The organism is Streptomyces nigra, from assembly GCF_003074055.1.
In the GTDB taxonomy this organism is placed as follows: Bacteria; Actinomycetota; Actinomycetes; order Streptomycetales; family Streptomycetaceae; genus Streptomyces; species Streptomyces nigra.
In genome coordinates this window covers 685,906-706,006 of sequence record NZ_CP029043.1, presented here as the reverse complement: position 1 = coordinate 706,006, position 20,101 = coordinate 685,906, and the positions used below count along the sequence as shown (strand labels likewise).

Here is a 20,101-nt window from a genome sequence, read left to right as displayed (position 1 = left end):
CCGGTCAGCTCAGCTCGGGCAGGTCCTCGGTGTAGAGGAGCGTCAGATCGTCCGTGCTGGGCTCGGCGAGCTGGGCGACCCGGCCCGCGTGCCGCTCCACCATCGCCTCGAACGTCTGCCGGGCCGTACGGCCGTTGCCGAACGCGGGCCCCTTGGGGAGCACCGTGAAGTACTTCTGCAGTGCCTCGGCGACCCCCGGGCCCAGCCGGTACTCGTGCTCCTCGGCCTGCTGCTCCACGATCCGCAGCAGTTCCTCGGGGCCGTAGTCGCTGAAGGTGATGGTCCGTGAGAACCGGGACGCCACACCGGGGTTGACCTGGAGGAACCGCTCCATCTCGGCCGTGTAGCCCGCCACGATGACGACGACCGCGTCCCGATGGTCCTCCATCAGCTTCACCAGGGTGTCGATGGCCTCCTTGCCGAAGTCCCGGCCGGAGTCCTCCGGAGACAGCGCGTACGCCTCGTCGATGAACAGCACACCGCCGCGCGCCTTCTCGAACGCCTCCTGCGTACGGATCGCCGTCGAGCCGATGTGCTCTCCGACCAGGTCGACCCGGGACACCTCCACCAGATGCCCCTTCTCCAGCACGCCGAGGGAGGCGAGGATCTCCCCGTAGAGCCGGGCGACCGTCGTCTTGCCGGTGCCGGGAGAGCCGGTGAAGACCAGATGGCGCTTGACCGAGGCCGCCTTCAGCCCGGCCTCGCGGCGGCGGCGGCCCACCTCGATCATGTCGGTGAGGGCCCGCACCTCGCGCTTGACGCTCTCCAGGCCGACCAGCGCGTCGAGTTCACCGAGGACGTCCTGGGAGGTGCGGGACGGCTCACCGGGCCGCGTGTCGGGGGCCGCGGGCTCCTCCCCGGTGCCGCGCGGGCCCGGGACCGAGCCGAGCAGACCGCCCGGCGCCTGGTGCGCCGTCTGCACCACGGGCTCCGGCGCCGACGGCTGCTGCCGCAGGCTCCCGCTCTCGTCGCTCGTGCAGTCCTCCACGTCCGGGCCCGTGCCCGGCCCGTCCCCGGCACCGTCCGCGAACTCGTAACCCCCGCGCGCGCAGCGCTCGGTACGGCACTTGCGCAGTGTCGTACGGCAGCCGTCGATCACATGGAAGCCGTAGCCCGCGCTGCCCCTGACCCGGCAGTTCGTGAAGGTGCCGCGGCCGCCCGCCGAGACGTAGAAGCCGGCCTCCGCCGGGGAGTCGACGGTGCAGCGCTCGATCGTGGGGTCGGCGCCCTTGGTGACGATGACCCCGGTCTGCGTGCCGTCCACCGTGCAGTTGCTGAGCGTGCCGCCGCTGCCGTGATCACGGAACCAGGCGCCCGTCGCGGCCTCCCGGATACGGCAGTCGTCGAGCTGGGCGGTGGCGCCGTCGCTCACCGACACCGCGGTGTTGCGCACCTGGAACAGATCGCTGTCCACGACGTCCGCGCGGGAGCCCCGGTCGAGGACGAACAGCGCGTCCGGCACGTCGTGCACCCGGCAGGAGTCCAGCACCGCGGTGGCGCCGTCGCTGACCCACACCGCCGGATAGTCGCCGGTGCTGTCGAAGATCTCGCACTGGTTGGCATCCACCCGGGTGCCCGGGTCCCACACCGACAGGCCGTTGCGCCCGAACTGACGGACCGTCGTACGGGTCAGGGTGAGCACCGAACGCGAGCGCAGGTCGACCGCGTTCTCCGGGACGTCGTGGATCCGGCAGTCCGCGAGGGTCAGCACGGCGTCCGTGTCGAGGGTGACCCCGTCGGACGTGGTCCGGTGCACATCGCAGTCGGTGAGGTGAGCGGTGGCCCTGCCGGTGATCTGCACCCCCGAGCCCCGCACCTCGTAGATCTCGCAACCCACGGCCTCCAGCGCGGAGTTCTCCCCGGTGGCCGTCAGACCCGAGCCGGAGGCGTGGTGCACCCGGCAGCGCTCCAGGCGGGGATGGCCGCCGCCGCGCACCGCGATGCCGGCCTGGCCGGCCGCGACGACCTCGCACTCCTCGAACACCCCGCCGCCGCCGTCGAGTACGGCGATGCCGATGCCCGCGGGATTGTCCACCGTGCAGCGCCGCACGGTGGGCCGGGCGCCGCCGCGCACCTCGATACCGGCGGCGGAGCGGGTGACGACCCGCACGCCGGACAGCTCCGGGGTGCCCTCCTCGATGAGCAGCGCCGGCGCCGCCGCGTCCTGGCCCTCCACATGGAGGTCGAGGACCACCGCCGAGGCGCGCACGGTCAACGGCACACCGTCCAGCGGCGCGATCCGCACCGAGCCGGGGGAGCCCTCGGGGCCGCGCAGGGTCACCGCCCGCTGTACCACGAGGTTCTCCCGGTAGGTGCCGGGGGCGACGGTGAGGACGTCACCGTCCGCCGCGGCCTCCAGGGCGGCGGCGAGCGACGCGTACTCACCCGTGCGGCGCCGCCACCGCGAAGTGCCGGTGTGCGTCACCTGGACCGTGCCCTGTGCCATGGTGTTGACGTGCCCCCACCTCGTAGTACGCGGGTCTCCCAGCCGAAGACTTCGGCCGGTCCACCGTAGCGTGCGCGCGGACGGTGGGTTGACCGGAGCCGGAAGGCCGTCAGCTGCCGGCGCCGGTACGGCCCCAGTCGGGGCCCGCCTTGTCCCAGGCCCGGTCCCAACTCAGGTACCGGCGGCGGACCATACGCCAGACGATCAGCCGTCTGGCGGCCTCTATCAGGGCGATCGCGAGCAGCGCGGCGCCGAACCCGGCGATCACGGCGTGCGTCGACGCCGTCGCCGAGTCCAGCGGCGGGGCCACGGCCCGGCCCCGGCGGTCGATCCACAGCGGGAAACGCGTGCCCGGGTCGGGACTGAGCAGGTCGACCGTGACCGCGCCCCGGCGCGCGGTGCCGTCCGCGGTGGTCCAGTCGGCCAGGACGCGGGCCCGTATACCGCGTCCCGTGGTGGTCTCGGGGTCGGCGTCGAGCCGTGTCCCGTCGAGCTTGCGGACCACGGTCGCCCACACCTGGTGCCGCGACGCGCGCTGCTGCCGTACGGACTCCTGGAGGGACTCCTGGGCGAGGCCGCCGACCACGGAGCCGGCCGTGGGCGCGGCGACGACGATCAGCAGCAGCGCCAGCAGGGCGATCCAGCCCTCGGCCACATCGGTCCGGCGGCGCAGCGGATTGTGCCGCCAGCGCCACAGACCCGTGATCGCCCGCATCGTCGCTCACCCCCCTTCCGGCTCCGTCGCCACCCCGCGCCCGTGGCGCCCCGCGGCCTTCACATCCGTCTCACAGCATGCCCAACGCGCGGCGCCCCGGCCGCGGTTCCCGCGAACCGGCGCACTCGCACAGATCTTCTCAGCCGAGGACCCGGACCGGGTCGCCGGTCCGGATCGTGCCCGGGCCGAGGGGGACCAGATTCTGGCCGAACACCAGCTTGCCCCGCATACGCCGGTGCCGGGCGAGGGTGTGCAGGGGCTCCTTGCCACGCTCGCCGGTGCGCTGGTCGGTGGTGGTGACCGTGCAGCGTCCGCACACCTTGGCGACCCGGAAGGTGACGTCCCCGATGGCGACGCGGCTCCAGTCGTCCTCGGCCCAGGCGTCCGTGCCGGAGACGACGACGTTCGGCCGGAAGCGGTTCATGGGCAGCGGGCCCTCGGCGGCGTGCTCGCCGCGCGCGACCAGGGAGTTGAGGGCGTCGAGCGAGGCCGTGGTGGTGAGCAGCAGCGGATAGCCGTCGGCGAGGCTCACGGTCTCGCCGGGCTGCGCGTACTCCGGGTCGACGGGTCGGCGGGTCGCGGGGGAGTCCAGGTGGACGAGGCGCATCGGAGCGCCGAGGTAGGTGCTGCACCAGGTGTGCGCGGCGTCGCCGTCGGCGGGGACCGTCTCCACCTTGTCCCCGAACACGTCCGTCGGCACGGTGTCCGAGGCGCGCGGCACGGCCACCGTCAAGGGCTCCATGCCGGGCGCGGACAGACGGACGCCGCCGCCGGGCAGAAGCTCGGCGGCGGCGCGCGTCAGGCGCGGGTGTCTGCGCTGTGTCACGACCTTCGCCCCCGCGTCGATCAGCGCCCAGCGCCGGTCTCCGGCCAGCCCCCAGGGCTCCACGACGGCTTCCCGGAGTTCGATGCTCCGGAACGCCTTGACCGGGTGGACGTGGATCGACTGCAGCTGCGGGTGTCCCATGGGGTCATCGTGCCAGGCGGCACCGGCAACCCCTGGGACGGATCAGTAGCCGCGGTACTGCTGCTGGTTGTTGTACGGGTCCTGGTACTGCTGCGGGGCGGGCCGGGGAGCCGCGGGGCGCATCGCCTCGTAGCCCATGCCGCCCGGGGCCACCGGGCGCGGCTGCTGCGGAGCCTGCGGACCGGGGTACCCGCGCGGGGCGGCCTGCTGCGGGATGTAGGCCGCGGGCGCCTGCTGCAGCGGTGCGGGCTGCGGTGCCTGCGGATAACCGTAGGAGGGCTGGGACGGCGCCGCCGGGAGGGCGGGCAGCGCGGACGGCAGGGCCGGCAGATGGCTGCCCGGGCTGTCGTACGCGGCGGGGACCCGGATCGGGGCGATCTGCGGGGTGCCCCGCTCGGCCACGAGCGAGTCGTAGATCGGGGTGTCCGGGAAGGCAGCGGAGTAGTAGCCGCCGCCATACGTGGAGCGGGGGGAGGTCATGGCACATAAGGTAAGCCCACGATGTGCTGGTTGGGGAGACCGATAAGAGGGTTGTTTTACGGTTCCGCAGTGACGTCGGATCCCCAATGCGAGCGAACTTGTCAAAAAGGGACGCCAATCGGTGTTCGGATCAGGTAAAGGCCGAGTTCCCAGGGCGTTACCGGCGGTTGACCTCCCCTCTTCCGATCCCCCTCGCGAGACTTCCGGGGCCCACGGAATAGGTTGACCCTGGAGAACTCGACGACCCGCCGGCACACCCCGGCGAAGATCAAACGATGGGGGCGGACATGACAATGTCGAAAGGGTCCAATGTTCCGGTGCCGGCCACGGCATTGACGGTCGAATTGGGCTGGCACTCGGCACCGGGCACCCCCGACGTGGACGCCTCGGCCCTGCTGCTCGTCGGCGGCAAGGTCCGCTCCGACGACGACTTCGTCTTCTACAACCAGCCCGCCCACGCGTCCGGGGCCGTCCGGCACGAGGGCAAGACGACCGCGGGTGCCCAGGTCACCGACCGCCTCCTCGTCGACCTCCCGCGCGTGGAACCCTCGATCGAGACCGTCATCCTCGCCGCCTCCGCGGACGGCGGGGCCTTCGGCCAGGTCCCCGGCCTCTACATCGAGGTCCGTGACGCCCAGGGCGCGGTCGTCGCCCGCTTCGACAGCACCGGCGCCACCGTGGAGACCGCGTTCGTCCTCGGCGAGTTCTACCGCCGGCAGGGCGCCTGGAAGTTCCGCGCCGTCGGCCAGGGCTACGGCACCGGCCTCGCGGGCCTGGCCACCGACTACGGCATCAGCGTCGACGAACCCCAGCAGGCGGCGCCCACGCCCGCCGCCCCCATGACCCCGCCCCCGGCGCCGCCCGTGACGATGCCCCCGCCGCCCGCCATGCCGCCGGTCCCGCCGCCCGCACCCCAGGCGCCCCCGGTCAGCCTGAGCAAGGTGACACTCACCAAGGCGTCCCCGTCCGTCTCCCTCACCAAGCAGGGCGGCACCTCGGGCGCCATGCGCGTCAACCTCAACTGGCAGGTGCGCAAGCAGTTCTCCGGCTGGGCCAGCAAACTGGGCCGCCCGGTCGCCATGCACAACGACCTCGACCTCGACCTGTGCGCCCTGTACGAACTGGCCGACGGCCGCAAGGGCGTCATCCAGGCCCTCGGCAACGCCTACGGAGCCCTGCACCAGCCGCCGTACATCCACCTCGACGGCGACGACCGCACCGGCGCCATGGCCACCGGCGAGAACCTCACCATCAACCTCGACCACCAGCAGGCCTTCCGGCGCATCCTCGTCTTCGTCACCATCTACCAGGGCGCGCGCTCCTTCGCCGACCTGAACGCCACGGTCACCCTCACCCCGCAGCACGGCGCCCCCGTCGACTTCTCCCTCGACGAGTGCACCGTCCCCTCCACGGTCTGCGCCCTCGCCCTCATCACCCGGACCGGCGACGACCTCGTCGTCCAGCGCGAGGCCCGCTACCTCGTCCCGGAACGCGGCGTGAGCCCCCAGCGCACCGTCGACTACGCCTACGGCTGGGGCATGAACTGGACCCCGGGCCGCAAGTAGTCAGCCCTCGTCCGACACCGTCCCGGGACGCGTGTAGGTGCGGCCCTTCCAGGCCGCGCCGCGCCCACGGTAGTGCTGGACCGCGGAGTCGGCCGTCATCAGCAGATAGAGGAACGCCGTCACCGGCAGCAGCGGAGCCGGCCACAGCGGCTGCCGGTAGTAGCGGAGCATCGGCACATACGTGCCCGTCATCACCAGCCACGCCAGCCCGCCCAGGACCGCCGTCACCCCGTCCCCGGAGGCTGCGCCGAAGGCCACGGCCACGGGCGGCACCAGATAGACGAGCCCCAGCCCGGCGATCGTCCCGAGCAGCAGCGAGGGCTGGTGCCGCAGCTGCGCGTAGGCGCTGCGCGAGACCATCCGCCACAGGTCGGCCAGCCGCGGATACGGCCGCACACTGTCCACCCGGTCCGCCAGCCCCAGCCAGACCCGGCCCCCGCCGCGCTTCACCGCGCGCGCGAGCGCCACGTCGTCGATGACGGCACCCCGGATGGCGTCCGGGATCCGCGCCCGTACGGCCGCCTCGGTCCGCAGCAGGACACAGCCGCCCGCCGCGGCGGCCGTCCGCGTGCCCGTACGGCCGATCCGGCGGAACGGGTACAGCTGGGCGAAGAAGTACACGAACGCCGGCACCACCAGCCGCTCCCAAACACTGTCCACGCGGAGCCGGGCCATCTGCGAGACGGCGTCGAAGCCGCCCGTGCGCGCCGCCGCCACCAGCTCCCGCAGGCTGTCCGGGGCGTGCGCGATGTCCGCGTCCGTCAGCAGCAGATACTCGGGATCACGCGCGCGGGCCAAGCCGATGCCGTGCCGCACCGCCCAGAGCTTGCCCGTCCACCCGGCCGGCGGCTCGCCGGGGGAGTCCACGGTCAGCGCGAGCCCGCCCCGCTCGCGCGCGAGCCGCCGCGCCAGCTCGCCCGTGCCGTCGGAGCTCCCGTCGTCGACGAGGAAGACCTCCGCACGCCCCGGGTAGTCCTGGGCGAGCAGCGACGGCAGGCTCGCGGGCAGTACCGCCGCCTCGTCCCGGGCCGGCACGACCACACAGACGGACGGCCACTCCCCGGGTTCCGTACGCCTGGGAAGCCGGACGTCCGTCCGCCAGAAGAAGCCCTGGAACAGCAGCAGCCACAGCCAGGCGGCCAGGGATCCGGCGGCGGTCCACGCGTAGGCGCTCACGCGCGCAGTCTGCCCCACGACGGCCGCCCGCAAGGGCCCATCGTCTATCGTGGCCGGGTGAAGATCGCGCTGATGGACTCCGGAATCGGCCTGCTGGCGGCGACGGCCGCCGTACGGCGGCTGCGACCCGACGCGGATCTCGTGCTCTCGCTCGACCCCGACGGCATGCCCTGGGGACCGCGGACCCCCGAGGACCTCACCCGGCGCGCCGTGGCCGTCGCCGAGGCCGCCGCCGCGCATCGCCCCGACGCCCTGATCATCGGCTGCAACACCGCCACCGTGCACGCCCTGCCGACGCTGCGGGCCCGCCTTGAACCGGGCATACCGGTCATCGGCACGGTCCCGGCGATCAAGCCGGCCGCCGCCGGTGGCGGCCCCGTCGCGATCTGGGCCACCCCCGCCACCACCGGCAGCCCCTACCAGCGCGGACTGATCGAGGACTTCGCCGCCGGAGTGAAGGTCACCGAGGTCCCCTGCTTCGGGCTGGCCGAGGCGGTCGAGCACGCGGACGAAACGGCCATCGACGCCGCCGTCGCCGCGGCCGCCGCGCTCACCCCCGACGACGTCACCACCGTCGTCCTCGGCTGCACCCACTACGAACTGGTCGCCGAACGCATCCGCACCGCCGTCCAGCGCCCCGGCCTCCCGCCGCTCGTCCTGCACGGCTCCGCCGGAGCGGTCGCCGCGCAGGCCATGCGCCGGCTCGGCGAGCAGCCCGCCCCGCGCGCGGAGTCCACCGGCACCCTGACCGTGCTGCTCAGCGGCCGCGAGGGCGCCCTGCCGGAAGCGGCCCTCATCTACGCGGAAGGCCGGCTCCTCAAGGCGACCAGCCCCGCCGGCTGACCTCCGGGCCGCCTGGCGGAACCGTCCGCTCCGGGCTGGGCCGGTCGGAGCAGTCACCCTGTGCAGCGCGGTACCACCACAGCGAAAGCTGAGTAACCTCATAGCCATGAGGGACCACCCCCACGGCAGGAAGCCGCACCCCGACATCTGGACCGGGCGGGCGACCAACAGGGTCCAGTGGCTGCTCGCACTCGCCGGCGCCGCCTGCATGGCGCTCGGCATCGGGCTGGCCGTCGACTCCGCGTGGACCGGCGGCCTCGCCCCCCTCGTGATGGCCGTCGTCGGCTGCATCGCCGCCGGGCTGCTCGTCCTCTTCGGCACCCTCGCCTTCGTGCATGTCGCGCTGAAGGTCGACCAGGAGTGCCTGGAGGTGCGCTGCGGCCACATCGGCGTGCCGCGCCGCCGTATCCCGCTCTCCGAGATCGTCGGCGCCGACTTCCTGCCGCTGGTCACCCCGCGCCACTGGGGCGGCTGGGGCTACCGGTGGCGCCCGGACAAGGGCACCGCCGTCGTCGTACGCCGGGGAGAGGGGCTGGTCCTGCGGCTGGGGGACGGCCACACCTTCACCGTGACCGTGGACGACGCCGAGGCGGCCGTCCGGGTCATCGAGGACCGGCTCCGCACACGGACGGCGGGCACGGCGCTCTGAGGGCGGCGGGTCACGGGATGACTGTCCCGGGCGCGGGACAGCGACTCGTTGCTCGGGGACGGTGCGGTCGTCAGGGGTCGTGCCGTGGCCAGGCCCGCGGGGGGTGGCTCACGGCACGCGATGACCGTCCCGCGCGAGGGCCGGTGACTCGTCGCTCCGGGATGGTGCGGTCGTCAGGGGTCGTGCCGTGGCCAGGCCCGCCAGCAGGCCCGCGCCGACCGAGACCGCCGTGAAGCTGAGCGCGTTGCCGACGGCGGCGATCGAGGCCAGGGCCGTCAGGGTCGCGCCCGCCGTGAGGGCGACCGGTGTCGGGCGGCCCGTGCGCCACAGGGCGAACAGCATCCAGCAGAAGGCCGCCGCGAGCAGCAGCAGTCCTACGACTCCCTGCTCCGCGACCTGCTGCAGCAGCGCCGAGTGCGGCTTGCCGTCCACCGGCACGGCGCCGTCGGCCGTCCCGCCGAGCTCGCCGAAGCGGCCGGGACCGACGCCGAGGGCGAGATCCTGGTTCGCCAGCCGCAGGGCCTCGTGCCACAGCCGCACCCGCTGCCGGGTGAGCTGCCCCTCCAGCCAGCCGCCGAACCCGCCCGGCACCGCCCTCGCCGCGACCGCCCAGGTCAGCCCGGTCACCGCCAGCGCCGCCACGGCCAGCCCGGCGATGCCCAGGCCCCGGCGGCGCACCTGACCGGCGGCGAGCGAGCACAGCAGTACGGCGGCGCAGCCGACGAAACCACTCGTGGAGCCCAGCACCGCCGCGATCACCGCGATCCCGGCGGCGAGCAGGCGCAGACCCAGGCGGAGCACCGCGGATCGCGCCGACCAGGCCGCGCAGCAGGCGGCGCCGGCCGAGAGGGGCAGCACGGCGGCCGTGGCCCCGGCGTGGCCCAGCGGGGCGACAAGCTGAGGTCCGGGCGCCAACTGCGGCACGGCCAGGGTGAGGGCCACCCCGGCCAGCGCGCCGGCGCAGGGCGCGGCGACCGGCAGCAGCGCGCCGCTGATCCGCCCCACCGCATAGCCGGCGGCCACCGCGAGCACCGCCAGCAGAACGCCCTCGGGGCGCCCGCCGTGGACAGCCGCCGAGATCAGCGACCACGCGGCACAGGCGCCCAGCACCACGACGCCCGTCGCGTCAGAAACGTTTCGTCTGTCGCTGTCCTCGCCCGGACCTGCCTCAGACGTCATCCCCGTGAGACCCACCCCGCCCCCTGAACCCGGTCCCCCGACCTGTGACGGACCCCGTCCACCGGACCTGAACCGGATGCGATCGGGGCTGCGGCATACCGTAACGGCAGATGGGCGGTTTGTGGACGTCTCGTGCATGGGGCATCCACGGGTCGGGGAGGTGGGCCCGTCACCGTCCGGTCGAGCGGTGCGTGGGCGAGGCGCCCACCGTCGCCCTCCCGCCGCCGGCCGCGCTGTCGGCCCCGAGCCCGCCCGCCGTACACTCCGGGAGTGACCGTCACCGCAACCTCCGTGGACGAGTCGGACCAGCTCAAGCCGCCGATCGCGCCCTCGTCGCGCGCGGCGAAGCTCCTGCGGCTGGTTCCGGCCCTCACCGCCGCGCTCTCCGGAGTGCTGCTCTACGTCAGTTTCCCGCCCCGCACCCTCTGGTGGCTGGCCCTGCCCGCCTTCGCGGGACTCGGCTGGGTGCTGCGCGGCCGCAGCTGGAAGGCGGGACTCGGCCTCGGCTACCTGTTCGGCCTCGGCTTTCTGTTGCCACTGCTGGTGTGGACCGGTGTGGAGGTGGGCCCCGGGCCCTGGCTCGCGCTCGTGGCCATCGAGGCGGTCTTCGTCGCGCTGGTGGGTGCCGGGATCGCCGCGGTGTCGAAGCTCCCGGGCTCGGCGATCTGGGCGGCGGCCCTGTGGATCGCCGGTGAGGCGGCCCGCGCGCGTGCGCCGTTCAACGGCTTCCCCTGGGGCAAGATCGCGTTCGGCCAGGCCGACGGCGTCTTCCTGCCGCTGGCCGCCGTGGGCGGCACCCCGGTGCTCGGCTTCGCCGTCGTCCTGTGCGGCTTCGGCCTGTACGAGCTCGTGCGGCTCGCCGTCGAGCGCAGCCGGACCCGGGTGCTGCGGCGGTCGGCCGCGACCGTGGCCCTGCTGAGCGTGGCGGTGCCCGTGGCCGGCGCCCTGGCCGCGCGGCCCCTGGTCAGCGACACGGCGGAGGACGGCACCGCGACCGTCGCGGTCATCCAGGGCAATGTGCCCCGCGCCGGCCTCGACTTCAACGCCCAGCGGCGGGCCGTCCTCGACCACCACGCCCGGGAGACCGAGCGGCTGGCCGCCGAGGTGAAGGCCGGCAAGGTCGCCAGGCCCGACTTCGTGCTGTGGCCGGAGAACTCCTCCGACATCGACCCCTTCGCCAACGCCGACGCCCGTGCCGTCATCGACTCGGCGGCCAAGGCGATCGGCGTGCCCATCTCGGTCGGCGGCGTCGTCGAGCGGGACGGCAAGCTGCTCAACGAGCAGATCCTCTGGGACCCGGAGAAGGGCCCCGTGGACACCTACGACAAGCGGCAGATCCAGCCCTTCGGCGAGTATCTGCCGCTGCGCTCGCTCGTCGGGGCCATCAACGAGGAGTGGACCTCGATGGTCCGCAAGGACTTCAGCCGGGGCAGCGAACCGGGCGTGTTCACCATGGCCGGAACCCGGGTCGGCCTCGTCACCTGCTACGAGGCCGCCTTCGACTGGGCGGTGCGCTCCGAGGTCGAGGACGGTGCGCAGATCATCTCCGTGCCGAGCAACAACGCGACCTTCGACCGCAGCGAGATGACCTACCAGCAGCTCGCCATGTCCCGGGTGCGGGCCGTCGAGCACAGCCGGACCGTCACGGTTCCGGTGACCAGCGGCGTCAGCGCGATCATCATGCCGGACGGGACCATCACCCAGCGGACGGGCATGTTCGTCGCCGACTCCCTCGTCCAGAAGGTGCCGCTGCGCTCCGGGGAGACCCCCGCCACCCGGCTGGGCGTCCTGCCGGAGATCGCCCTGGTGCTGCTCGCCGCGGGCGGACTGGGCTGGGCGATCGGCTCCGGCATCCGCGCGCGCCGGGCCGCCGAGGCCTGACCCGGATCCTGTTCGCCAACACCTGCCCACGGTCGCCGACACCTGCCCACGGTCGCCAAGACCCGCGCAGGGTCGGTCGCCGGACCCACGCCCCCATCCCCGCCCTCGCACCCGGTCCCATCTCCGGAGGCGAGGGCGGCGCCGTTAGGGTCGGGCCATGGCTACTCCTGACTTCATCCGGACGATCCGTGCCGCCGCGGGTCACCAGCTGCTGTGGCTCCCCGGCGTCAGCGCCGTCGTGTTCGACGACGAGGGGCGGGTCCTGCTCGGGCAGCGGGCCGACAACCAGCAGTGGACGGTGGTCAACGGCATCCCGGACCCCGGCGAGCAGCCCGCGGCCGCCGCCGTGCGCGAGGTGTACGAGGAGACCGGCGTCCGGTGCGTCGCCGAGCGGGTCGTCCTGGTCAGGTCCAGCCAGGAGGTCACCTACCCCAACGGGGACGTGTGCCAGTTCATGGACATCACCTTCCGCTGCCGTGCGCTGGGCGGCGAGGCCCGGGTGAACGACGACGAGTCCCTGGAGGTGGGCTGGTTCGAGGTCGACGCCCTGCCGCGGATGAAGGAGAGCCAGCTCTTCCGGATCAAGCAAGCCCTGGCCGATGAACCCACGTGGTTCGAACCTATGGATTGAGCCTGAAGTATGGGCTGCGGCCATATGTGGCCAGGTGAGGGGGCTGCCTAGGGTCGAGCCATGACCCCGCCCAGCATCCCTCCCGCCCACGGCTCGACCCCGCCCTCCCCGCCCTCCCCGCTCGATCTCGGGGGGCGCACCGCCCTGGTCACCGGTGCCGCCGGCGGCATCGGGCGCGCCTGTGCGCTCCGGCTCGCGGCCGCGGGGGCCAAGGTCAGAGCCGTCGACCGGGACGCGGCAGGACTGGAGGCGCTCGCCGAGCAGGCGCAGGACCTCGGGGGTGCCGTGGAACCCCATGTCCTCGACCTGACGGACCTCGACGCCGCCGAGCAGTCCGCCGCCGGCACCGATGTGCTGGTCAACAACGCCGGGCTTCAGCTGGTGCGCCCGATCGAGGAGTTCCCGCCGGACACCTTCCACACCGTGCTCACGGTGATGCTGGAGGCGCCGTTCCGGCTCATCCGTGGAGCCCTGCCCCATATGTACGAGCAGGGCTGGGGCCGCATCGTGAATGTGTCCTCCGTCCATGGGCTGCGCGCCTCGGCGTTCAAGTCGGCCTATGTGGCCGCCAAACATGGGCTGGAGGGCCTCTCCAAGGTCGCGGCTCTGGAGGGCGCCTCCCACGGGGTGACCTCGAACTGTGTGAACCCCGGCTATGTGCGCACCCCACTGGTCGAGAAGCAGCTCGCCGACCAGGCCCGGGCGCACGGCATCCCCGAGGAGCGGGTGCTGGCCGAGGTGATGCTCCAGGACAGCGCGGTCAAGCGGCTCATCGAGCCGGAGGAGGTCGCCGAGGCGGTGGCATACCTGTGCGGGCCGCAGGCGTCCTTCGTCACCGGCACCTCGCTCGTGCTCGACGGCGGCTGGACCGCGCACTGAGCGATGGCACCGCGACGGCCCGGACCGGCCGGACATCGAGTTGTCCACAGGGCTGACGAGGTGGTGGCGCGATGAGCAATCCTGTCGGCATGTCCCGCGATCACGTGCAGCCCACCGGGCGTCCCGCCGCAGCCTCCCTGACCGGCGCCGAGACGCCGTTCCTCGAACTGCTGGCCAGGGGCGCGTCCGCCGACGCCTACGAGCAGCCGGTGCTGCTCGCCCGCGCCGAGGGCCGCCCCACCGAGCAGATCGTCGCCCTCGAACAGGCCAAGCTGCTCGCGCTGCGAGTGCGCTCGGAGCTGGAGGGCCGGCGCAGACGCGAGGCCGAGCTGTCGGCCCTCTTCGAGACCGCCCACGACCTGGCCGGGCTGCGGGACCTGGACGCCGTCCTCCAGGCCATCGTCCAGCGCGCCCGCTCGCTCCTCGGCACGGACGTCGCCTACCTCAGCCTCAACGACCCGGCCAGGGGTGACACCTATATGCGGGTCACCGAGGGCTCGGTCGCCGCCCGCTTCCAGCAGCTGCGCCTCGGCATGGGGGAGGGCCTCGGCGGACTCGTCGCCCAGACCGCCCGCCCCTATGTCACCGACGACTACTTCAAGGACGACCGGTTCCAGCACACCCTGGCCATCGACGCGGGTGTGCGCGACGAGGGGCTGGTCGCGATCCTCGGCGTACCGCTGACGCTGGGGCACCACGTCATCGGCGTCCTCTTCGCCGCCGACCGGCGCGCCCGCGTCTTCGAGCGGGAGCAGATCGCGCTGCTCGGCTCCTTCGCCGCGCTCGCCGCGGCCGCCATCGACACGGCGAACCTGCTCTCCGAGACCCGCTCGGCCCTCGCCGACCTGGAGCGGGCCAACGAGATCATCCGGGACCGCTCCGGGGTCATCGAGCGGGCCTCCGACGTGCACGACCGGCTCGCGCAACTCGTGCTGCACGGCGGCGGGGTGCACGACGTGGCCGCCGCGGTCTCCGAAGTCCTCGACGGCACCGTCGAGTTCACCGAGGCCACCGAAGTCCCCGCCGCCGCCCTGGAGGCGTCCCGCGCCGAGGGCCACGCCGTGCGGCACGGCGGCGACTGGGTCGCGGCCGTGGTGGCCGGCGGCGAACTGCTCGGCGCCCTCGTCCTGCGCGGCCAGCCAGGCCTCGACCCCGTCGACCAGAGCACGCTGGAACGGGCGGCCACCGTCACCTCGCTGCTGCTCCTCGCCCGACGCTCCGCCGCCGAGGCCGAGCAGCGCGTCCGGGGCGAGCTGCTCGACGACCTGCTCGACGCCCGAGACCGCGACCCGCGCCTGCTGCGCGAGCGCGCCTCCCGGCTGCACGCCGACCTCGACGCCCGGCATGTCGTCCTCGCCGCCCGCCTCGACGCCGTCGCGGCCGACGCCGAACATGAGGCGGACGCCCGCCGGCGGCTGTGGTCGGCCGCCTCCCACCTCGCCGCCACCCGGCACGGTCTCGCCGCCGCCCGCGACGGCGGCACGGTGCTCCTGCTGCCCCTCACCGGGGACGACACCGCCACCGCGCTGGCCCGGCGCACCGCCCGCCACCTCGGCACGGCCGTCCACGAGGCGGTCACCGTCGGCGCCTCCGCCCCGGTCGAGGACCTCGCCGCCCACCCGGACGCCGTGGCCGCCGCCTACGAGGAGGGCCGCCGCTGTCTGGAGGCCCTGCGCCTCCTCGGCCGGCCTGGCGACGGTGCCGCCGCCGAGGACTTCGGCTTCCTCGGTCTGCTCCTGGCCGGCGACCGGGACGTCACGGGCTTCGTCACCCGTACGATCGGTCCGGTCGTCGCCTACGACCAACGCCGCGGCACCGACCTGCTGCGCACCCTGGACGCCTACTTCGCCTGCGGGATGAGCCCGGCCCGCACCAAGGACGACCTGCACGTCCATGTGAACACCGTCGCCCAGCGGCTGGAGCGTGTCGGCCGCCTCCTCGGCGACGACTGGCAGAGCCCGGCCCGCGCCCTGGAGATCCAGCTGGCGCTGCGGCTGCACCGCCTGTCCGCCCCCGCACAGCGCTGACCCCCGCACCCCCGGAGTACGGGGGATACGGGGGCGGCCCGTCAGGACGCCGTCCGCGTCAGACGAGCGGGGCGCCGGCGGCGGGAGCCTTGGCGGGCACCTCACCGTCCGAGGGGTCGACATCGGTGAGATCGCGGTCGCGGGTCTCCTTGGCCACGAGGACGGCGACCACCGTCAGCAGCGCCGCCGCGATGACGTACAGGGAGATCGGCGTCGAGGTGCCGTAGTCCTTCAGCAGCGCGGTGGCGATCAGCGGAGCGGGCGCGCCCGCCGCGACCGACGCGAACTGGGCGCCGATGGAGGCACCGGAGTAGCGCATCCGGGTCGCGAACATCTCGGAGAAGAAGGCGGCCTGCGGCGCGTACATGGCGCCGTGCAGCACGAGGCCCACGGTCACCGCGAGGAGCAGGTTGCCGAAGCCGCCGGTGTCGATGAGGGCGAAGAACGGGAACATCCACAGGCCCACGCCGACCGCGCCGATCAGATAGACGGGACGCCGGCCGAGCCGGTCCGACAGCGCGCCCCAGGCCGGGATGACGGCGAAGTGGATCGCGGAGGCGATCAGCACCGCGTTGAGGGCGGTCTGCTTGGACACACCGGCCGACGTCGTGGCGTACACGAGGATGAACGCGGTGATGACGTAGTAGCTGATGTTCTCCGCCATCCGCGCGCCCATCGCCACCAGCACCTCCCGCCAGTGGTGGCGCAGCACGGCGACCAGCGGCATCTTCTCCGCGATGGCGTCGGCGGACTTCTTGCGCGCCTCGGCCTGCTCCAACGCCTGCTTGAAGACCGGCGATTCATCGACAGAGAGACGAATCCACAAGCCGACGATCACCAGCACACCGGAGAGCAGGAAGGGCACACGCCAGCCCCAGCTGCCGAACGCGCTCTCCGACAGCACGGCCGTCAGCAGCGACAGCACACCCGTCGCCAGCAACTGCCCGGCGGGCGCCCCGGTCTGCGGCCACGACGCCCAGAACCCGCGCCGGCGGGCGTCCCCGTGCTCGGACACCAGCAGCACCGCACCGCCCCACTCACCGCCCAGCGCGAAGCCCTGCACCAGACGCAGCACGGTCAGCAGCACCGGGGCGGCACTGCCGACGCTGGCGTGCGTCGGCAGCAGACCGATCGCGAAGGTCGCCCCGCCCATCATCAGCAGGCTCAGCACCAGCAGCTTCTTCCGGCCCAGCCGGTCGCCGTAGTGCCCGAACACCAGCGCGCCCAGCGGCCGGGCGGCGAAGCCCACGGCGTACGTGAGGAAGGAGAGGAGGGTGCCCACCAGGGGGTCCTCCTCGGGGAAGAACAGCTTGTTGAAGACAAGCGCGGCGGCGGCGCCGTAGAGGAAGAAGTCGTACCACTCGATGGTGGTGCCGATGAGGCTGGCGGCGACGATGCGCTTCAGATTGCCGGGGCTTGTGGGCTGCGGTGGAGCGGATGCTGCGGAGGCCATGTGCGCCACTTCCTCGTGTGCGGTGGGGACGGGTACGTGTCGGCACACCGTAGGAACACGCAGGTCGGGCGCACATGTGGTGGGGCTACATAGTTCCATGAGCTCTTATGCGTGGGATCACCATGCGGGGGTGGGGGAGTGGGGTGCCCCGACGGCTGCTGTGCGGGTGCCGTACCAACCCGCGGCCCCCGTACGCCCGCCCCGGCCCCCGTCAACTCACGCCCCCGCACCCCCCGTTGAGCGGCCGAAAAACCTCGGCGTGCCGCTCTCGTTGTGAACTGCGTGTTCTTCACCTTCTCAGGCCGGCGGCGGCATGCCCCGCGAGCGGCCGACCGCCCGGCCAGATCCGTAGCGGCGGTGATCGGTGACGACCCCGCGCTCCGGTCGGCGTACCGGTTGTGCCGCGACCGCACCCGGCGGCAGGACCCGGCGGAGTACGCGCTGATCCAGCTCGTGCCCGTCGCCCTGCGCCCCGCCTGCTGGGCCCTGTGGGCCGCCGCCAACGCCATCGACGATCTCGCCGACGACCGTACGGCCTCCGCCGGGGAACGGGCCGCGCGGGTCCGGCGGTGGATCGACGCCCTGGAGCGTGAGCTGACCAGCGGGACCAGCACGGACCCCGTCCGCCGGGCCCTGGTGGACACCGCGGCCCGCTGGCGGCTGGACCTGAGCGGACTGCACCACGCCATGACCGAGGTCGCGGTCGACGCGCACGGCAGGCGGTTCGCCGACTGGAGCGGCTGGCGCGCCTGGGGCCGGGGCAATCTGCTGCCCTGGTTCGAGCAGGTCCGCGACCTGTTCGACCGGGCCGGTGTGCCCGTCGCCCTGCGGCTGGACCGGCAGGAGTCGTACGAGCGGTTCCTCGACGGGATGCGCCTCGCCGACATCCTCACCGACCTGTCCGCCGACCTCGCGCACGGCGACCTTCTGCTGCCCGCCGAAGCCCTCGACCGCTGCCCCGGCGCCGAGGAGGACCTGACCGCGCTGCGCTGGAGCCCCGCCGTCGCCGCACTGGTCGCCCACCTCACGGACCTCTGCCGCCAGTGGGTGACCCAGCCGGCCCTCACCCGGGGCATGCACCCCGGGCCCGCAACGGTCCTCGCCGCCATGGCCGACCTGCTGCTCGCCCAACTCGACGCCGTCGACGCCGCCGGCCCCGCCCTGCTACGAGCCCGGCCCCGGCCCGCGCTGCTCACCACCGCCCGGCTGCTCGCCCCCGCCCGGGCCCGCGCGGCACTCGCCTGGTCCCTGACCCCGGTGCCCGCCCCGCCCGCACGGCGTCCCGCACCGCACCTCCCGGCCGTGCACCCCCGCCCCCTGCGCCGCCCCGCCTTCCGCAGCCCGCCGCCCCACCCCAGCGGGGAGCGGCCGCCGCGGATCCCCGCGGAGCGGATGCCCGCGCACGTCGCCGTGATCATGGACGGGAACGGCCGCTGGGCGCAGCGCCACGGCCTGCCCCGCCACGAGGGCCACCGCGCCGGAGCCGCAGCCGTACGCGACGTCGTCCACGGCGCCCTGGAGATCGGGCTGCGGCATCTGACCCTGTACGCCTTCTCCACCGAGAACTGGAAGCGCGACCCCGAGGAGACCGCCGCGATCCTCGACCTCCTGCGCCAGGAGACACGGGCGTACCCCTTCGAGGACCTCGACGTCCGGATGCGCTGGCACGGCCGTGCCGACAACCTTCCGCAGGATCTGGTCGACCTGCTGGACATGCGGGAGCGCAGCACCCGCGACCGCACCGGGCTGACGGTGACGACCTGCGTCAACTACGGCGGCCGCGACGAGATCGCCCGGACCGCCGCCGCCCTCGCCCGGCGGGCGCGCAGCGGCCGGCTCGACCCGGACCTCATCGGCGAGCAGGACTTCGCCGAGCATCTGCCCCGGCCTGACATGCCCGACGTCGACCTGCTGTGGCGCACCGGCAACGAGCAGCGCACCTCGAACTTCCTGCCCTGGCAGGCCGCCTACGCCGAGCTCCACTTCACGCCCGACCACTGGCCCGATGTCGACCGGCGCGACCTGTGGCGGGCCATCACCGAGTACACGCGCCGGCAACGCCGTCACGGAGCCGCCGGGCCAGCTCCTCACGAACCGGCCACCGCTCCCCGCGAAGGGGCCTGAGGGCACCTATCGGGGGCGGACCGTGAGGATCTGCTGCGCCGTGCCGACGGGGCCGTCCACGTCGTGGAGGACGGTGCTGGTCAGGCCCTGACCGGAGGGGCCGAAGGAGACCGTGGTGTCCAGGCCGGTCCAGCCGCCGCGGGGTTGCCGGTGCAGATGGACGGTCAGATCGACGTTGGGGAACATCCACTCGGCCGGCGGCCGCAGCACGGCGATGCCGTTGGCGGTGTCGACCAGCGCGAGATACGAGGCGAGCGGGCTGACGGTCTCCCCGGCCACCAGGTCCAGCGGGGTGGACACCCAGGCCGTGGTGCGGCCCGGCCGGGGCGGTGTGACGGCACGGACGTCCAGGGAGGCGATGTAGCCGCCGGACCACAGCTCGGACATCGGCCACCGGTCCAGCGCGTCGGGCGGGGTCAGGGGCTCCGCCGTACCGCCCGCGACCTCCGTGGTGTCCAGGGCCGTGAGGTACCAGGCGCGGGCCCGCACCACCGGGCGCCCGGCGATCCGGACGACCGCCTCGAGCAGGGCGATGGTGCGCCCGGGGCGGACGGTCTCCACCTCGATCTCGCACTCGTCCACGGCGAGCTTGCCCAGGATGTCGTAGCTGATCCGGGCGAGCACCAGCCCGTCGTCGGGTGACGCCGCGCGATGCCGGTCCAGGGCATGGACGACCAGCCCGCCCAGCGGACTGAAGTGCTGCTCGTCGCGGCGCCAGGCGCCGCCCACATGTGGCGTGGGCTTGTAGCGGCGGTCGTCTATGGCCTCGAAGTAGCTGTCGGGCGTCACAGCGCGTCTTCTCCCCAGGGTGCGAGGGGCCTGGCGGGCCGGGGCCCGGCAAGCCGGTGTGGCGCCAGGGTAGTTCGCGGCCGCCGGGCGTCCGGCCGACGGGGTGCACATATCGGAACCGGCGTTCCCGACCGTCCCATTCGGCAGATTCACGGACGTTCCCGTGCACACGGTTCCCGGTGTGATGTTCCCCATTGCGGACCCGGCCGGGGCTCGTGAGTCTCACGGACAGCGCGCGGCCTGAACCGTCCGAAACCTCCGAGTCCCACCCGAGCCCCATCCGGGAAACGGTCCGGC

16 protein-coding genes are annotated in these 20,101 nt (G+C 73.6%); 8 read left to right on the top strand and 8 right to left on the bottom strand.

All coding sequences use genetic code 11. The features are described from left to right. Positions 1-4 precede the first annotated feature (4 nt). The 4 genes from DC008_RS03265 to DC008_RS03250 form a co-directional block, all read right to left on the bottom strand. Positions 5-2,446 carry a right-handed parallel beta-helix repeat-containing protein gene (locus tag DC008_RS03265; protein WP_108705627.1) on the bottom strand — a complete coding sequence of 814 codons (2,442 nt, stop codon included), beginning with the start codon at positions 2,444-2,446 and terminating at the stop codon, positions 5-7. A 109-nt stretch (positions 2,447-2,555) separates the two neighbouring features. Continuing rightward, on the bottom strand, positions 2,556-3,161 hold the full coding sequence (locus tag DC008_RS03260; RefSeq protein WP_108705626.1) for an Rv1733c family protein: 606 nt from the start codon (positions 3,159-3,161) through the stop codon (positions 2,556-2,558). Positions 3,162-3,300: 139 nt separating this feature from the next. Then, on the bottom strand, positions 3,301-4,128 hold the full coding sequence (locus tag DC008_RS03255) for an MOSC domain-containing protein (RefSeq protein WP_108705625.1): 828 nt from the start codon (positions 4,126-4,128) through the stop codon (positions 3,301-3,303). A 42-nt stretch (positions 4,129-4,170) separates the two neighbouring features. Continuing rightward, positions 4,171-4,608: a DUF6643 family protein gene (locus DC008_RS03250; RefSeq protein WP_108705624.1), complete on the bottom strand. Its 438-nt coding sequence runs from the start codon at positions 4,606-4,608 to the stop codon at positions 4,171-4,173. Between the two features lie 293 nt (positions 4,609-4,901). Here DC008_RS03250 and DC008_RS03245 point away from each other — a divergent pair, with 293 nt between their 5' ends. Beyond that, positions 4,902-6,173, top strand: a complete 1,272-nt coding sequence (locus tag DC008_RS03245) for a TerD family protein (protein WP_108705623.1) — start codon at positions 4,902-4,904, stop codon at positions 6,171-6,173. Here the strand turns inward: DC008_RS03245 and DC008_RS03240 are convergent, their stop codons facing one another. After that, positions 6,174-7,367: a glycosyltransferase gene (locus DC008_RS03240; RefSeq protein ID WP_108710544.1), complete on the bottom strand. Its 1,194-nt coding sequence runs from the start codon at positions 7,365-7,367 to the stop codon at positions 6,174-6,176. A 39-nt stretch (positions 7,368-7,406) separates the two neighbouring features. Between DC008_RS03240 and DC008_RS03235 the strand changes: the two genes are divergently transcribed. After that, positions 7,407-8,192, top strand: a complete 786-nt coding sequence (locus tag DC008_RS03235; protein WP_108705622.1) for a glutamate racemase — start codon at positions 7,407-7,409, stop codon at positions 8,190-8,192. A 106-nt stretch (positions 8,193-8,298) separates the two neighbouring features. Continuing rightward, positions 8,299-8,841, top strand: a complete 543-nt coding sequence (locus tag DC008_RS03230) for a hypothetical protein (protein WP_108705621.1) — start codon at positions 8,299-8,301, stop codon at positions 8,839-8,841. 108 nt (positions 8,842-8,949) lie between these two features. Here DC008_RS03230 and DC008_RS03225 read toward each other — a convergent pair whose 3' ends face one another. After that, positions 8,950-10,020: an O-antigen ligase family protein gene (locus DC008_RS03225; protein WP_108705620.1), complete on the bottom strand. Its 1,071-nt coding sequence runs from the start codon at positions 10,018-10,020 to the stop codon at positions 8,950-8,952. Positions 10,021-10,290: 270 nt separating this feature from the next. Between DC008_RS03225 and lnt the strand changes: the two genes are divergently transcribed. The 4 genes from lnt to DC008_RS03205 all read left to right on the top strand — a co-directional run bounded on the left by lnt (position 10,291) and on the right by DC008_RS03205 (position 15,438). Beyond that, the gene (gene lnt / locus DC008_RS03220; protein WP_108705619.1) at positions 10,291-11,901 is read left to right on the top strand and encodes an apolipoprotein N-acyltransferase; all 1,611 of its coding nucleotides are present in this window, start codon (positions 10,291-10,293) and stop codon (positions 11,899-11,901) included. Positions 11,902-12,058: 157 nt separating this feature from the next. Continuing rightward, positions 12,059-12,532 (top strand): NUDIX hydrolase, encoded by a 474-nt coding sequence (locus DC008_RS03215; RefSeq protein WP_108705618.1) that lies wholly within the window; start codon positions 12,059-12,061, stop codon positions 12,530-12,532. Between the two features lie 60 nt (positions 12,533-12,592). Then, entirely contained in the window at positions 12,593-13,411 is an 819-nt protein-coding gene (locus DC008_RS03210) for a 3-hydroxybutyrate dehydrogenase (RefSeq protein WP_108705617.1), read from the top strand. Between the two features lie 89 nt (positions 13,412-13,500). Next, positions 13,501-15,438, top strand: coding sequence for a helix-turn-helix domain-containing protein (locus DC008_RS03205; RefSeq protein WP_108705616.1), 1,938 nt, complete (start codon positions 13,501-13,503; stop codon positions 15,436-15,438). A 58-nt stretch (positions 15,439-15,496) separates the two neighbouring features. On the opposite strand, the gene DC008_RS03200 is transcribed toward DC008_RS03205, so the two are convergent. Further along, entirely contained in the window at positions 15,497-16,891 is a 1,395-nt protein-coding gene (locus DC008_RS03200) for an MFS transporter (RefSeq protein ID WP_108705615.1), read from the bottom strand. A 357-nt stretch (positions 16,892-17,248) separates the two neighbouring features. On the opposite strand from DC008_RS03200, the gene uppS reads away from it, so the two are divergent. After that, positions 17,249-19,015: a polyprenyl diphosphate synthase gene (uppS, locus tag DC008_RS03195; protein WP_108705614.1), complete on the top strand. Its 1,767-nt coding sequence runs from the start codon at positions 17,249-17,251 to the stop codon at positions 19,013-19,015. 6 nt (positions 19,016-19,021) lie between these two features. On the opposite strand, the gene DC008_RS03190 is transcribed toward uppS, so the two are convergent. Continuing rightward, on the bottom strand, positions 19,022-19,804 hold the full coding sequence (locus tag DC008_RS03190; RefSeq protein ID WP_235071714.1) for a thioesterase family protein: 783 nt from the start codon (positions 19,802-19,804) through the stop codon (positions 19,022-19,024). Positions 19,805-20,101 lie beyond the last annotated feature (297 nt).

Bases quoted from the DNA above. Each gene is read 5' to 3' on its own strand.
- DC008_RS03265 (WP_108705627.1), bottom strand. From the start codon at position 2,446: ATGGCACAGGGCACGGTCCAGGTGACGCACACCGGCACTTCGCGGTGG.
- DC008_RS03260 (WP_108705626.1), bottom strand. From the start codon at position 3,161: ATGCGGGCGATCACGGGTCTGTGGCGCTGGCGGCACAATCCGCTGCGC.
- DC008_RS03255 (WP_108705625.1), bottom strand. From the start codon at position 4,128: ATGGGACACCCGCAGCTGCAGTCGATCCACGTCCACCCGGTCAAGGCG.
- DC008_RS03250 (WP_108705624.1), bottom strand. From the start codon at position 4,608: ATGACCTCCCCCCGCTCCACGTATGGCGGCGGCTACTACTCCGCTGCC.
- DC008_RS03245 (WP_108705623.1), top strand. From the start codon at position 4,902: ATGTCGAAAGGGTCCAATGTTCCGGTGCCGGCCACGGCATTGACGGTC.
- DC008_RS03230 (WP_108705621.1), top strand. From the start codon at position 8,299: ATGAGGGACCACCCCCACGGCAGGAAGCCGCACCCCGACATCTGGACC.
- DC008_RS03225 (WP_108705620.1), bottom strand. From the start codon at position 10,020: ATGACGTCTGAGGCAGGTCCGGGCGAGGACAGCGACAGACGAAACGTT.
- DC008_RS03215 (WP_108705618.1), top strand. From the start codon at position 12,059: ATGGCTACTCCTGACTTCATCCGGACGATCCGTGCCGCCGCGGGTCAC.
- DC008_RS03210 (WP_108705617.1), top strand. From the start codon at position 12,593: ATGACCCCGCCCAGCATCCCTCCCGCCCACGGCTCGACCCCGCCCTCC.
- DC008_RS03205 (WP_108705616.1), top strand. From the start codon at position 13,501: ATGTCCCGCGATCACGTGCAGCCCACCGGGCGTCCCGCCGCAGCCTCC.
- DC008_RS03200 (WP_108705615.1), bottom strand. From the start codon at position 16,891: ATGGCCTCCGCAGCATCCGCTCCACCGCAGCCCACAAGCCCCGGCAAT.